Origin of the sequence: Lunatimonas salinarum, assembly GCF_017811155.1 — a bacterium.
Lineage (GTDB): Bacteria > Bacteroidota > Bacteroidia > Cytophagales > Cyclobacteriaceae > Lunatimonas > Lunatimonas salinarum.
Genome location: NZ_JACVCV010000002.1, coordinates 180,522 through 194,975 on the forward strand (window position 1 = coordinate 180,522; position 14,454 = coordinate 194,975).

12 protein-coding genes are annotated in these 14,454 nt (G+C 44.8%); 11 read left to right on the forward strand and 1 reads right to left on the reverse strand.

From position 1 onward, the window contains the following. The first annotated feature begins 67 nt into the window (after positions 1-67). Positions 68-1,117 carry a LacI family DNA-binding transcriptional regulator gene (locus IAQ59_RS02750; protein WP_209329246.1) on the forward strand — a complete coding sequence of 350 codons (1,050 nt, stop codon included), beginning with the start codon at positions 68-70 and terminating at the stop codon, positions 1,115-1,117. A 204-nt stretch (positions 1,118-1,321) separates the two neighbouring features. Here the strand turns inward: IAQ59_RS02750 and IAQ59_RS02755 are convergent, their stop codons facing one another. Then, a complete protein-coding gene (locus IAQ59_RS02755; protein WP_209329247.1) occupies positions 1,322-3,673 on the reverse strand; it encodes a PSD1 and planctomycete cytochrome C domain-containing protein in 2,352 nt (783 codons plus the stop codon). Between the two features lie 375 nt (positions 3,674-4,048). Between IAQ59_RS02755 and IAQ59_RS02760 the strand changes: the two genes are divergently transcribed. The 10 genes from IAQ59_RS02760 (at position 4,049) to IAQ59_RS02805 (ending at position 14,329) form a co-directional block, all read left to right on the forward strand. Then, positions 4,049-4,522, forward strand: coding sequence for an Lrp/AsnC ligand binding domain-containing protein (locus IAQ59_RS02760; protein ID WP_209329248.1), 474 nt, complete (start codon positions 4,049-4,051; stop codon positions 4,520-4,522). Between the two features lie 258 nt (positions 4,523-4,780). Then, the gene (sufB, locus tag IAQ59_RS02765) at positions 4,781-6,226 is read left to right on the forward strand and encodes a Fe-S cluster assembly protein SufB (protein WP_209329249.1); all 1,446 of its coding nucleotides are present in this window, start codon (positions 4,781-4,783) and stop codon (positions 6,224-6,226) included. 18 nt (positions 6,227-6,244) lie between these two features. After that, positions 6,245-7,006 (forward strand): Fe-S cluster assembly ATPase SufC, encoded by a 762-nt coding sequence (sufC, locus tag IAQ59_RS02770; RefSeq protein WP_209329250.1) that lies wholly within the window; start codon positions 6,245-6,247, stop codon positions 7,004-7,006. Between the two features lie 32 nt (positions 7,007-7,038). Further along, positions 7,039-8,346, forward strand: coding sequence for a Fe-S cluster assembly protein SufD (sufD, locus tag IAQ59_RS02775; RefSeq protein ID WP_209329251.1), 1,308 nt, complete (start codon positions 7,039-7,041; stop codon positions 8,344-8,346). After that, positions 8,309-9,571: an aminotransferase class V-fold PLP-dependent enzyme gene (locus tag IAQ59_RS02780; protein ID WP_245189393.1), complete on the forward strand. Its 1,263-nt coding sequence runs from the start codon at positions 8,309-8,311 to the stop codon at positions 9,569-9,571. Before sufD ends, IAQ59_RS02780 begins: the two co-directional genes overlap by 38 nt. After that, a complete protein-coding gene (locus IAQ59_RS02785) occupies positions 9,572-10,006 on the forward strand; it encodes a SufE family protein (protein WP_209329252.1) in 435 nt (144 codons plus the stop codon). A gap of 14 nt (positions 10,007-10,020) precedes the next feature. Next, positions 10,021-10,353 carry an iron-sulfur cluster assembly protein gene (locus IAQ59_RS02790; RefSeq protein WP_209329253.1) on the forward strand — a complete coding sequence of 111 codons (333 nt, stop codon included), beginning with the start codon at positions 10,021-10,023 and terminating at the stop codon, positions 10,351-10,353. A 16-nt stretch (positions 10,354-10,369) separates the two neighbouring features. Then, complete coding sequence (locus IAQ59_RS02795) at positions 10,370-10,789, forward strand: BrxA/BrxB family bacilliredoxin (protein ID WP_209329254.1); 420 nt, start codon at positions 10,370-10,372, stop codon at positions 10,787-10,789. Between the two features lie 306 nt (positions 10,790-11,095). Continuing rightward, positions 11,096-12,382 (forward strand): citrate synthase, encoded by a 1,287-nt coding sequence (locus IAQ59_RS02800; RefSeq protein ID WP_209329255.1) that lies wholly within the window; start codon positions 11,096-11,098, stop codon positions 12,380-12,382. A gap of 243 nt (positions 12,383-12,625) precedes the next feature. Continuing rightward, entirely contained in the window at positions 12,626-14,329 is a 1,704-nt protein-coding gene (locus IAQ59_RS02805) for a DEAD/DEAH box helicase (protein WP_209329256.1), read from the forward strand. Positions 14,330-14,454 lie beyond the last annotated feature (125 nt).

The window sequence follows — 14,454 nt, forward strand, 5'->3', positions numbered from 1 at the left end:
ATCGGTTTCATTCCAAATATTCATTGCCTATATTTCAATTTTATCGATCGGATAGTATCCAAAGACAATGAAAAAAGATATAACTATCTACGACATAGCTGAAAACATCGGAGTATCTCCTACCACGGTAAGTAGGGCCCTAAGCAACCACCCTCGGGTGAAAGAAAAAACCAAGAAGAAAATCTTCGAGGCCGCCCAAAAGCTTGGCTATCAATCGAACATCTTCGCTACCAACCTGCGCAGAAAACATACCTTCAATATCGGAGTGATTGTTCCGCGCCTAAACAGTCCTTTTCAATCTTCGGCGCTATCTGGTATGGAGAAGGTAGCGAGCGAGGCCGGATACAACTTGGTCATCAGCCAATCCCTGGAATCGATGGAAAAAGAAGTAGCCAATGTCAAAACGATGTTTAACAGCCGGGTAGATGGCCTTATAGTGTCCTTGGCCGGAGATACAGAGCAAACCGACCACTTCCAGGCCTTTCGGAAAAAAGAGATTCCCATTGTATTTTTTGACCGGGTACCCAAGCAACCGAACATCTCAGGTGTGATCATCGACAATGAAAAGGCGGCTTATGAAGCTACTACCCACCTACTTGAACAAGGATGTAACAGAATTGCCCACGTGGTGGGCAATTTAGATATCAATGTATACTCCGATCGGCTAGCAGGGTTCCATAGGGCGCTTAGTGATCGGGGGGTCCCTCTAAAAGCAGCAGATCTGATGGTCTCAGACCTCAGCGAAGAAGCCGGCGAGGCGGTGGTCTCTAAACTGGTAAAAATGAAACCGATGCCCGACGGACTGATGGTATCCAACGACTATTGCGCCGCATCTTGTCTCGTCGCATTAAAAAAACGAGGGGTTCGTGTACCGGAAGATATCGCCCTGGTAGGATTTAACAACGACACCATTTCGCGTATGGTAGAACCAAACCTAACCACCATCAGCTATCCTGGCTACCTAATGGGAGAAACCGCTATGAAAACCCTCATTCTACAACTCAAAAGCGGTGATAATTCAGAAAGTATCCCCAAGGAAATCAAAGTGTTGGACGCCGCATTACTTGTTAGAGGTTCATCAAAAAGAAATACCAACAAACCGAAGGAAGCTATATAATGTATTTTACCGCTTTATGCCAGAGCGATCATTTTGCCAGCATAAAGCGGTATAGTTTAATGGAGTTTAGTTTCTAGCTAACTACAACGGCATACTTTTGGTAGGCGCACATATCCGAATGCTCCCAGCATTAACAAAGCACCAATATAAATCACCGAATAGAGAAACAGCCGAAAACCTAGAAGAACTGACCAAACACTATAATTAAGTTTTGGTAGTTGCCTCCTCTAGATTGTACAGCGTCACGATTACTTGCATCATCGCCGCATCGGCGAATGAATCCTTGGAGGGTTCAAGCGGGTACTTTCCCACATCCATGATTTTCATGGCCTTGTCCGGATCGCCCTGAAAACGCTCATATTCCTGCAAGTAAAAATCAACCATAAGCGCCAATTCTTCCGGCTTGGGATCTCTTCCCAGTATCCTTAAATAGGCTTCCTCCACGGCAGCCTCGGTGGAAGTGTGGTTTTTCACCAAGTTAGATGCCAATACCCGTGAAGCCTCAAGCACCATGGGATCATTCAGCAGGGCCAATGCCTGCAAAGGGGTATTGGTTCTGTTTCGCCTTATCTGACAAATGTCCCTATTGCTGCCGTCAAAAAGCAGCAGCGCAGGAGGTGGCAGTGTTAGCTTAATAAACGTATACATCCCTCTTCGATACAGCTTATCTCCATTATCCATTCGATAGACAGAGAGTTCGCCCCTTCCTGATGAAGATGCTTCCCAAAGGCCAGGTGGCTGATAGGGTTTCACGCTTGGGCCTCCCAACTCGTGGACAAGAAGCCCGCTACTTTCCAACACCAAGTCGCGGATATGCTCTGCTGGCAAACGCAAGCGAGGAAAACGCGCGAGGTATACGTTTTCAGGATCCTTCTCGAGTTTTTCCTTCGTAAGTCTTCCAGACTGCCGGTATGCGGCCGATTGCATAATCTTTTTAAGTAAGTACCTGATATCCCAACCATTTTCGCGAAAATCCACCGCTAGCCAATCCAAGAGTTCCGGATGGGTAGGAAGGTCTCCTTGCAGCCCAAAATCCCCGGAGGAGGCAACAATTCCCTTCCCGAAGAGCTCCTGCCAGATCAAATTTACAAAAACGCGGGAAGCCAGTGGATTTTCCGGTGAAAAGGTCCACTCCGCCAAGCCTAAGCGGTTAGGTGCATACTTTTCGTCAAACGCCAATACCGAGTTGGGTGTACGTGGATAAACAACTTGGTCAGTCGGCGCATCATAGACGCCACGGGAGAGCACATAGGTAGTCCTTAATGTATCCTTAAACTCCTCCATTACCGACACCACAACCTTTGTTGTATCCTTGTGATTGACAAAATTCAGGATTCCCTCCAAATCTTCCGGTTCAATCGTCATCAGCGGTGTTTTGGAGCGAACGGCAGACCCCGCACCTCCCTCAAAACCCTTCTCGGGTGTGTTATTGAAAAATGCATACAAACTAAAGTAATCTTCCTGCGAAACGGGGTCGTATTTGTGGTCGTGGCATTGCGCGCATTCCATCGTTAACCCCAAGATCGCCTTTGAAAACGTATTGGTCTTATCCACTACATACTCCACCCGGTATTCTTCATCGATCACCCCTTCCTCCTCCGTATACTTATGGTTTCGGTTAAAACCAGTAGCCAAAATCTGCTCTTTCGTGGGATTAGGCAATAGATCCCCTGCCAGTTGCCAGGTAATAAACTTGTCGTAGGGCATATTCTTCCGAAACGCATGAATTACCCAATCTCTATAGGGCCACTGAGTACGGATATTGTCGTTTTGATACCCAAAAGAATCCGAGTAACGGGAAACGTCGAGCCAAAAGCCAGCCATACGCTCCGCATAGGCCGGAGTGAGCAAAAGCGAATCAATCAGCGCCTCCACCGCTTCTTCGGAACTTAATGATTTGTAGGCTTCCAGTGCCTTCGGCGAAAGTGGCAAACCTGTGAGGTCCAAGGCGATCCGCTTCATCAAGTAGTTTCTTTCTGACTCTTCATTCGGCAATAGCCCCTCCTGCTGCATTCGATCCCATAAAAACCGGTCAATTTCATTCTTGGACCAGCTATCTTTTGGATCTATTGGAACCTCTGACTTTACGGGAGCCAAAAAAGCCCAATGCGGTTCGTAATTAGCGCCTTGCTCTACCCATCGGAGTAATATATCCTTTTCCGTATCCGTAAGCGAAAGATTGGATTCCGGCGGAGGCATCTGATCAGAAGGATCCGACGAAAACACGCGGGAAATCAACTCCGAATCTGATGGCTTGCCCGGGATAACCGCATGCACAGAGGGAGTTTCCTTTAATGCAGCATAAGCGCCTTCGGGCGTATCCAAGCGCAATCCCGCTTCCCGCTTATTGGCATCGGGACCGTGACAGGCAAAACACTTGTCCGAAAGTATAGGCCGTACGTGAAAATTGTAGCTAAGTACACCCTCCCCCGATAATTCCAGATCCCCCGTTTTCTGCTCACAAGCAACGAAAAAAAAGAATACGACTGGCCAAAGAAAGTTTAATAAGGGGTATAAACCGGATGATCGAAATACCGGGCAAGAAAGTACTCGCATGATAGTAGGATTTATTGGTAAATTGTCATCTAAGATACTAGCTTGAACTGACAAGACAAAAATAAAAGCATTCGATTACCCTCCTGAAGGATAAAAAATCTACACAAAGTAATCAAAACAAAAAGAACAACATTCAACATCCAATCGGCGCACCTACCCAAAATCGATTCCGTAGAGTCCAGACTCTTATTTCTATTTTAGTGCAATAGTTGAGAAAACAGCCTAATCCATGCAAAAAGACGGGTTGCAGATTGACCCTCATTTTTAAAATTAAACCGATTCAGTTTAGAATCAAAAAAAAGATTGCGTTTTTTTTGAGAAATCAATAATTTAACCCCATCTTTATTTTAGAACCAACAAAGTACACTTAAAAAAATGGATAAAATTTTAGACATTGACAATATAGACCTAAAAATCATCTCATTACTTAATGAAGATGCCAAGACCCCGTATACCGAAATTGCGAAAAAAGTATTTGTTTCATCGGGTACCGTCCACGTACGCATGCGAAAGCTTGAAGATATGGGCATCGTCAAAAGTGCCACATTAAACATAGATTTTTCCAAACTAGGGTACGACATCTCGGCGTTTTTGGGAATCTATCTGGAAAAGAGTTCTTTGTATGACAATGTAATCGAGCGACTCAAGGAAATCGCAGAGGTAATCCATGCCTATTATACGACAGGCAACTACAGTATTTTTGCCAAAATTATTTGCAAGGACACCAACCACTTAAGGGATGTACTTAATAAAATACAGCAGGTAGAGGGAATAGACCGTACGGAAACACTCATCGTATTAGAAGAAAGCATCAACAGACCCATTCAACTGTTTGACCCCACGAAATAAGGAGTGGTCGAGTCTAGTTATTTAGATTAAATCTAAATAAAACTCAAATAGGCTGTTACCCATGAATAATAGTCCTTTTTAAAGATGAGCCAAAAAGCTGTAAACCCTATTCACATATCACAACTAACTTAAAATCAACTATATAATTATCTAAAACGCAAATATTCTGAGGAAATTAGCACCCTGCTGAACAATATAAATTAGATATTCGTTGTATATTTGTCCAGTAGAATGTAATTAGTCTAAATAACTCAGAAAATGTCAAAAGACAACCAAATCTTAGAAGAATTCACGTCAAAGGAATACGAACACGGCTGGTCTGTGAACTATGAAGCGGACGAGGCGCCCATTGGGTTAAACGAAGATATCATTCGTTGGATTTCTGCAAAAAAGGAGGAACCCGAATGGCTGCTTGACTGGAGGCTGAAGGCTTTTAAAATCTGGGAAGATATGAATGAGCCAAGCTGGGCTAATGTGAAGTATCCTAAAATTGATCTTCAAAAACTACGTTATTACTCTGCACCAAAGCAGGCAAAAAAGCCTAAATCGCTGGATGAAATTGATCCGGAACTGCTAAAGATATACGAGCGGCTGGGTATTTCCCTGAATGAGCAAAAGCGTCTTCAGGGCATCGCTGTAGATGCAGTGTTGGATTCAGTTTCTGTAGGAACCACCTTTAAAGACACCCTTTCCAAACTGGGAATTATTTTTTGTTCGTTTGGCGAAGCAGTGCAAGAACATCCCGAGTTGGTGAAAAAATATTTGGGATCCGTGGTTCCCATTTCGGACAACTACTATGCCGCTCTCAATTCAGCGGTATTTTCGGACGGTTCATTTTGTTACATCCCGAAGGGTGTAAGATGTCCCATGGAGCTCTCCACTTACTTTAGGATCAACGCAGCCAATACGGGTCAATTTGAGCGTACGCTGATAGTAGCCGAAGAAGGTTCCTATGTATCCTACCTAGAGGGATGTACTGCCCCACAGCGGGATGAAAATCAACTGCATGCAGCCGTGGTGGAAATTTATGCGGAAAAGCATGCGGAAGTAAAATACTCTACGGTACAAAATTGGTTCCCAGGCGACAAAGATGGAAAAGGCGGTATCTATAATTTTGTAACCAAGCGAGGTCTTTGTGCGGGAGATCACTCCAAAATATCCTGGACCCAAGTAGAAACGGGTTCAGCCGTCACATGGAAATATCCTTCCTGTATCCTCAAAGGAGATCACAGTGTGGGTGAATTTTATTCTGTGGCCGTGACCAACAATTACCAACAAGCGGACACGGGCACCAAAATGATTCATATAGGTAAAAATACCCGATCTAGGATCGTATCCAAGGGCATTTCTGCGGGTTTTTCCCAAAATTCGTACCGGGGGCAAGTACAGGTGATGAAACGAGCTACCAATGCCCGAAACTTTTCGCAGTGTGACTCCTTATTAATGGGATCGAAATGCGGTGCACATACGTTCCCCTATATAGATATTGCAAATACCAGTGCAAAGGTTGAGCACGAAGCTACTACCTCGAAGATCGGCGAAGATCAGATTTTCTATTGCAATCAACGGGGAATCGCCACCGAAGACGCGGTAGCACTTATCGTAAATGGCTATGCTAAAGAGGTATTGAATCAGCTACCCATGGAATTTGCTGTGGAAGCGCAAAAATTACTGGCACTTACCTTGGAAGGTAGTGTAGGATAATCTAACATCATAACAATCATGCTAAGCATCAAGAATCTTCATGCCTCCATAGAAGGCACTCCCATTCTCAGGGGTATAAACTTAGAAGTAAACGCAGGCGAGGTACACGCCATCATGGGCCCCAATGGTTCCGGAAAATCAACATTGGCCTCTGTACTTGCGGGCAGGGAAGAATACGAAGTAACCGAAGGAGAGGTTATCTTTAGGGGAAAGGATCTGCTAGAACTTAGCCCAGAAGATAGAGCCAGAGAGGGTGTATTCCTTGCTTTTCAATATCCGGTGGAGATCCCCGGCGTTAGTTCTACAAACTTTCTACGTACTGCGGTAAACCAAGTAAGGGAGTATCGAGGACAAGAACCACTTGACGCGGTTAAATTCCTTTCGTTGATGAAGGAAAAAATGAAACTGGTAGAAATTGATCAAAAACTTTTAAGCCGATCACTGAACGAAGGGTTTTCCGGAGGAGAGAAAAAACGAAACGAAATCTTCCAAATGGCTATTCTTGAGCCAACACTTTCCATCTTAGATGAAACGGATTCAGGCCTCGACATTGATGCCTTGAAGATCGTGTCTAATGGCGTAAACCAACTCAAATCCAAAGACAATGCAACGATAGTAGTGACCCACTATCAGCGCTTATTGGACTATATCGTGCCCGATTATGTGCATGTGCTGTACAAAGGCCAGATTGTCAAGTCCGGAACCAAAGAATTGGCCTTGGAATTGGAAGAAAAGGGTTACGATTGGATCAAGGAAGAAGTGGCGGGAACCGCTGTCTAATTACTTGTCTTTCAACCTGTTAACCTATTCAAATGACTACTACCTTAAAAAAAACCGATACCTTAGCCTCCTCGTTTTTGGAGGCTTTTTATAGTAAGAAACCGGATTCTCCTTGGACGGAATTAGTCGTTCATGCGTCGGGATTGCTGCGGGAGCATGGTCTTCCAGCTCCAAAAAGTGAAGAGTACAAATTTACGGCTATTTCAAGGCGCATTGAAGCCAGATTAAAAAACCTGGCCCATGCGCCCCATGCAGAAAAAATTACCGCAGAGGATCTCCACCAATACCTTATACCAGGGGTAGCTTGCCATCTCGTGGTATTAAACAACGGAAGATTCGACAGATCCCTATCCTCCTTTGATGAGGCTGCATTTACCGCACGATCGTTCTCCGAAGGAGAAATCCCTGTGGAATTGGGAACAATTGCAAAAGCGGAGAAAGATCCATTTGCTGCATTGAATCAGTTGGCCTTCCAAGATGGCCTTTACATTGATATCCCTGCAAATACTTCGCTGGCAAAGCCGATTTATATCCTTCAATTGGTCTCCGTCAATGACCAAGGTGAGACCGTGCATCCGCGATTGTTTATCCGAACCGGAAAACATGCCGAGGCGACCTTCATCGAGCAGGTTGTCCCGATACAGGATAATCCCTTCCTTCTAAACACCGTTACCGAAATTTCCCTAGGCCATAATTCCCATGTACACTATTACAAGCTTCAGGATGAGGGAAAAGAGAGCATGGAAGTAAGTAATACCGAAGCGAATATTACCCAGGACGGAACCTTCACTTCCGTAGTCATTTCGCTGCAGGGGCAAATGATTCGGAATAATTTAAGCCTTAACCTGCTCGATTCCAATACGGTGGGTAATATGTACGGATTATACCTGCTCAATGGCGGGACACACGTGGACAATCACACCAATGTAGATCATATAAAGCCCCATGCAGAATCAAATGAACTCTACAAAGGAATCCTAGCAGATAAGTCACGAGGGGTCTTTAATGGGAAAATCTTTGTTAGACAGGATGCACAAAAAACCAATGCGTTCCAGCAAAACAACAATATCCTGCTGTCTGAAGATGCGGTGATCAATACCAAGCCGCAACTTGAAATTTGGGCCGATGACGTGAAGTGTTCCCACGGCTGTACGACCGGCCAATTGGACGAAGAAGCCTTGTTTTATCTCCGTGCCCGGGGTATTTCCAAAGAGGCAGGAAAAGCACTGTTGTTGTATGCCTTTGCCGGAGAAGTACTAGATCATATACAACATGACGATTTCAGGGAATACTGTATCAACCTTGTACAAAACCGACTGGGAAGCAATTACGCCAGTTGACGCGCCCACCGTGGATATCTCTCAAATCAGAAATCGGTTTCCCATCCTTCACCAAGAGGTGAATGGCAACCCCTTGGTGTATTTGGATAATGCGGCCACTACGCAAAAACCCGACACGGTGATCCGGGCGTTGAATACCTATTACGAAACCGACAACGCCAATATCCACCGTGGTGCCCATGCATTGGCCGCAAGATCCACCGAATATTACGAAGCCACCAGAAAATCTGTTCAACAGTTTCTTCATGCCCAAGAAGCAGAAGAAATCATCTTTACGAAAGGAACGACCGAAAGTATCAATTTGGTGGCATCCACTTACGGCAGAACGTCCGTAAATTCCGGTGATGAGATTATTATCTCTACCATGGAACATCACTCGAATATTGTTCCTTGGCAAATGCTTTGTGAGGCAAAAGGCGCTACACTACGGGTAATCCCGATACAGGATTCGGGCGAGTTGCTTTTGGAGGAGTTTGAGAAGCTCCTTTCCAAAAAAACCAAACTTGTATCCATAGTTCATGTATCCAACGCATTGGGAACGATAAACCCTGTAGCAGAAATCATTGCAAGAGCACATGCCGTTGGTGCCAAAGTACTGATAGACGGTGCGCAATCTACATCACACCTCGACGTTGACGTCCAAAAACTCAATTGTGACTTCTTGGCCTGTTCAGCCCATAAGCTATTTGGGCCAACGGGTGTGGGGATATTGTACGGTAAACGGGAAATTTTGGAAGCAATGCCACCTTACCAAGGTGGTGGGGAAATGATCAAAGAAGTAACCTTTGAGAAAACCACCTACAATGAAATCCCTTTTAAGTTTGAAGCCGGCACACCCAATATTGGTGATGTGATCGCCTTTAAGGAAGCGATCCAATTTATCAATGACATCGGTAAGCCAGCGATCAGAAAACACGAAGAGGAATTGTTAAACTACGCCATCTCGCAGCTTTCAGCTATAAAGGGATTTATCCCGGTGGGCACCGCCAAGCAACGGGTGAGCGTATTGAGCTTCCTAATCAACCGGATGCATCCTTTTGATGTGGGAATGATGTTGGATGCTATGGGGATTGCGGTACGGACAGGGCATCACTGTACTCAGCCTTTAATGAAAAGATTGGGCTTGGAAGGAACCGTAAGAGCTTCGTTTTCTGTTTACAACACGAAATCAGAAATAGATCGTCTGGCTGAAAGTCTGGAGCGCATTGCCAAAAGGAAAAACTAAATGATTGATATAAACACCGTACAGCAGGAGATAATAGATGAATTCAGCATTCTGGGTGATGACAGGGAATCTACCATTTTCTACATTATGGAGCTGGGCGATAAACTGCCCGAATTTCCCGAAGCGGAAAAAGTAGACGAAAACATAATCAAAGGGTGCCAGTCAAAGGTTTGGCTAACCACCCGCTCAGAAGGCGAAAGGATATCTTTTCTTGCCGACTCCAATACGGACATTACAAAAGGACTCATTAGCTTGTTGATACGGGTCTTATCTGGCAGGAAAGCCGAGGAGATCCTTCGGGCGGAGCTCTATTTCATAGAGAGAATCGGCATGGGAAACATCATTGGCTCCCAACGCTCAAACGGCTTGGCGGCGATGATTAAACAAATGAAGCGCTATGCTTTGGCTTATCAGTCTAAAACGAACGCATCTTAACAAAGGTCACTAGAATGGAAACTGCTGCAAGCACCGGCGATACCGCTGAAATGAAGCAAAGGGTAATCAACGCGATCAAACTGGTATACGATCCGGAGATACCTGTTGATGTATACGAATTGGGATTAATCTATGAAATCACCGTTTATCCCGTAAACAACGTCTATATATTGATGACGCTCACTTCCCCAAACTGCCCCTCGGCCGAGTCCATTCCATCCGAAGTGAAAGAGCGTGTGTTGGAAATAGAGGGTGTAAACAACGTGGAAGTAGAACTCACCTTTGAACCACCATACTCTCAGGACATGATGTCTGAGGTAGCAAAACTTGAATTAGGCTTTCTATAAAAATTAACGAAGAATTATGTATCCAGAAGAATTGATAGCACCCATGCGTGCCGAATTGACCAATGTGGGATTTCAAGAGTTTCGAACTGCCGAAGAGGTAGACACCCATTTGAAATCACACAAAGGAACAACCTTGATCGTCGTTAACTCCGTATGTGGATGTGCTGCCGGTGCCGCCAGACCAGGGGTTCGCTATGCACTCGACCAATCCGCAAAAAAGCCCACCACCTTGGCGACCGTTTTTGCCGGAAATGACCGCGATGCCGTGGCGAAGGTGAGAGAATACGTGCTACCCTACCCCCCTTCTTCGCCGGCCATGGCGCTGTTTAAAGACGGTGAGCTGGTTCATTTCATTGAGCGTCACCACATCGAAGGCCGTAATGCCAAAATGATTGGAGACCATTTAGTGGAAGTATTTGACCATTTCTGCGAATAGACATATAGCCCCACATGGGGCTTTTCTTTTTTTCCATCGACCAAAATCAGTAGAATACGTATTTTATCCAAAAATTTTAATCGAATTCATTTCCCGTAAATAGCTGTTTTGGCTAAACCAATTTGGGCAAATGTGGGTTCTAATGCAGGTGGGAGTTAATGGATATTACCGACCCAAAAAACCATATGACTTGCGCCCTAGCTGTAATTTTTGAAAAAAAATTGCGGTGTTTTTATTAACTTGAGCCCGAAATTTAAATGTGAATCAAAATAGAGCTTATATCCAAAATAGATTAACTAGAAACATATGTCTGAAATTGCTAAGTTATCCTTCAACGGTAAAGAATTCGAACTTCCTGTACTAAAGGGCTCAGAAAACGAAGAAGCCATAGATATTGCCAAGTTGAGAGGCCAATCCGGACTTATTACCCTTGATCCTGGATACAAAAACACCGGTTCTACCCAAAGTGCCATCACTTTCCTGGATGGGGAACAGGGAATCTTAAGATACAGGGGGTATAACATCGAAGATTTAGCCGAGAAATCAAACTTTTTGGAGGTTTCCTACTTGTTGATCAACGGAGAACTCCCCACAAAAACGCAATACGACAGTTTCGCACAGAGAATCACAAACCATACCTTGGTGCACGAAGACATCAAGAAAATTTTGGATGGATTTCCTTCTGTGGCACATCCGATGGGTGTACTTTCTTCTTTGATATGCTCACTTACTGCATTCTATCCCAATTCACTGGATCCTAACAATACACAGGAAGAAATCCAGTTGAGCATCGTCCGCCTGATGGCAAAGATGCCTACCTTTGCAGCATGGGCATTTAAAAACAAGGTCGGTCATCCAGTAAATTATCCGGACAATAGCTTAGACTATTGCAGCAACTTTTTGAAAATGATGTTTGCCCTCCCCGCTGAAAAATACGAACCAGATCCGGTGATTTCCAAGGCGTTGGACAAGCTTCTTATATTGCACGCTGACCACGAGCAGAACTGCTCCACATCTACCGTTCGGATAGTCGGATCTTCACAAGCCAGTATTTATGCCTCCATTTCTGCGGGAATCAACGCACTATGGGGACCCCTGCATGGAGGTGCAAATCAATCTGTGATCGAAATGCTGGAAGCGATCAAAGCAGACGGTGGAGACTCCAAGAAGTACCTGGAAAAAGCAAAAGACAAAAATGATCCTTTCCGATTGATGGGATTTGGCCACCGGGTGTATAAGAATTTCGACCCACGGGCAAAAATCATCAAAAAAGCCGCTGACGAGGTGCTTACCAAACTGGGTATCGACGATCCCGTGCTAAACATCGCCAAGGAGCTAGAAGAAGCGGCGCTGAAAGATCAATACTTTGTGGATAGAAAACTCTATCCCAATGTGGATTTCTATTCAGGCATCATTTATCGTGCCTTGGGCATCCCCACCGATATGTTCACCGTGATGTTTGCCCTGGGGCGACTACCGGGCTGGATAGCTCAATGGAAAGAAATGCGTGAAAACAACGAACCGATCGGAAGGCCTCGTCAAGTATATGTAGGACCAACAGAAAGGGCTTTTGTTCCCATGACCAGTCGATAAAACTACGTGCTAGAGGGGCCATTTACCAAGGCCCCTCTTTATTTTCCGAATTTTTTCTAAATGAACCGTTATATTCGTTTATAATATTTTTATTTACCCCCGTAAATATTGGATTTGCAAATTATTACTTCTACCTTTGCACCTTAATTAATTCAAAATTTTTCTCCATTGCCGTGGGTTTCCTTACTGTTGCTAGTTAGTGGGATTCGGAAAACTGTGGCTAGAGAAGTAAGGAAACATTTCATGGATCAAACAGTATTATTTTCAGATCTCGGGATCTCGGAAGAGATTTTGAGTGCAGTAGAGGATATGGGCTTTACCCAACCCTCTCCCATCCAAGCGCAAACTATCCCATACCTGCTCGAAGGGCACGATGTAATTGGACAGGCGCAAACCGGAACCGGAAAGACCGCTTCATTTGGCATCCCAATTATTGACATGGTGGATGTGGACAATCAAAAACCTCAGGCGTTGATTCTTTGCCCTACCAGGGAACTTGCCGTTCAGGTGGAAGGAGAAATCACCAAACTAGCCAAATACAAAAGAAGGTTATCTTCCACTTGTATTTATGGGGGCGATCCAATAGACCGTCAAATCCGCGCACTTAAAAAAGGGGTACAGATCGTGGTGGGCACGCCTGGCAGGGTAATGGATCACCTTGATAGAGGTACATTGGACCTAAGGCAAGTAGGTATCATCGTATTGGATGAAGCAGACGAAATGCTGGATATGGGTTTTAGGGAAGATATAGAAACGATCCTAAAAACCATGCCTGACGAACGGCAGACCGTTTTCTTCTCCGCTACCATGCCCAAGCCTATCTTAGACTTGACCAAAAAATACCAAAACAACCCCAAAATTGTAAAGGTATTGCGAAAGGAACTGACCGTTGAGAATATCGCACAACATTACTACGAGGTCAAAAGCCCGTTAAAAATCGATTTGATTACCCGTTTGATCCATGTTAATCAGTTTACCCTAAGCTTGGTTTTCTGCAATACGAAGCGAGCTACGGATGAAGTAACCGAGGAATTGATTGCGCGGGGCATTCAAGCAGAGGCCCTACATGGAGACCTGTCACAGGCGCAACGTACCAAAGTCATGAACAAGTTTCGCAAAGGCCATTGCAGCGTCTTAGTGGCAACGGATGTGGCTGCGCGGGGCATAGACGTGGAAAACGTGGAAGCTGTATTCAACTATGACCTTCCCTTGGACGAGGAAAACTACGTGCACCGTATAGGCCGTACGGGTAGGGCCGGTAAATCCGGTACTGCTATTAATTTCGTTTCCGGACGAAGAGATCTAGGTAGAATAAACGATTTGGAACGATTTATCAAAACGTCCATCCAAAAGATGAGTCCTCCTTCCGCAGCAGAAATGCTGGAAATGAAAAAGGATCAATTAATCGTTGACGTCAAAAGAAAAGTAGCGAAAGAAGAAGACAACACGATCTATTCCGACACCATACAGAAAATGCTGGAAGAAGGTCTAACGCTAGACGAGGTGGCTCTTGGTCTGATCAAACTTCAGATGAAATCTGCCGTTAAAGAGTTAAACGACGTAAACTTTAGCTTGGACCTCGGAAGAAGAGACAAAGGCGAAACAAGAGGCCGTAGAGATGGACGTGAATCCCGTTTTGAACGCGGCGACCGGAAAGGACGATCCGATAGAGGTGACCGTGGACCTAAAGGTAAGAAAGAGCGAGAGCCCAATATGGCCAGACTTTTCCTAAACCTCGGCAAAAAAGACCGCATCCGCCCAAATGATATCGTAGGTGCAATCGCGGGGGAAACCGGTGTTCCCGGACGAAGTATTGGTGGAATTGATATTTTTGAAAATTTCTCCTTTGTGGATGTTCCCAAAAAAGACGTGAACCAAATCATCAGTGTGATGAACAGCAACACCATCAAAGGCAAGCCGGTCAACTTTGAGATATCCAAAGGATAACCCTAGATAAACTGCTGGCTGAGATGCTGGGCTACTGAAAGATAACGATAGGACTGCCATTCTCGAGCAGTCCTATTTTAATTTTCAAGCCATGCTATATCCTTTTTTGACAGGCAGATGAAAGG

What these genes read in the sequence shown, in the direction of transcription:
- IAQ59_RS02805 (WP_209329256.1), top strand. Translation starts at nt 12,626, where the DNA reads ATGGATCAAACAGTATTATTTTCAGATCTCGGGATCTCGGAAGAGATT.
- IAQ59_RS02785 (WP_209329252.1), top strand. Translation starts at nt 9,572, where the DNA reads ATGATTGATATAAACACCGTACAGCAGGAGATAATAGATGAATTCAGC.
- sufD (WP_209329251.1), top strand. Translation starts at nt 7,039, where the DNA reads ATGACTACTACCTTAAAAAAAACCGATACCTTAGCCTCCTCGTTTTTG.
- IAQ59_RS02755 (WP_209329247.1), bottom strand. Translation starts at nt 3,673, where the DNA reads ATGCGAGTACTTTCTTGCCCGGTATTTCGATCATCCGGTTTATACCCC.
- IAQ59_RS02760 (WP_209329248.1), top strand. Translation starts at nt 4,049, where the DNA reads ATGGATAAAATTTTAGACATTGACAATATAGACCTAAAAATCATCTCA.
- IAQ59_RS02800 (WP_209329255.1), top strand. Translation starts at nt 11,096, where the DNA reads ATGTCTGAAATTGCTAAGTTATCCTTCAACGGTAAAGAATTCGAACTT.
- sufC (WP_209329250.1), top strand. Translation starts at nt 6,245, where the DNA reads ATGCTAAGCATCAAGAATCTTCATGCCTCCATAGAAGGCACTCCCATT.
- IAQ59_RS02750 (WP_209329246.1), top strand. Translation starts at nt 68, where the DNA reads ATGAAAAAAGATATAACTATCTACGACATAGCTGAAAACATCGGAGTA.
- IAQ59_RS02790 (WP_209329253.1), top strand. Translation starts at nt 10,021, where the DNA reads ATGGAAACTGCTGCAAGCACCGGCGATACCGCTGAAATGAAGCAAAGG.
- sufB (WP_209329249.1), top strand. Translation starts at nt 4,781, where the DNA reads ATGTCAAAAGACAACCAAATCTTAGAAGAATTCACGTCAAAGGAATAC.
- IAQ59_RS02795 (WP_209329254.1), top strand. Translation starts at nt 10,370, where the DNA reads ATGTATCCAGAAGAATTGATAGCACCCATGCGTGCCGAATTGACCAAT.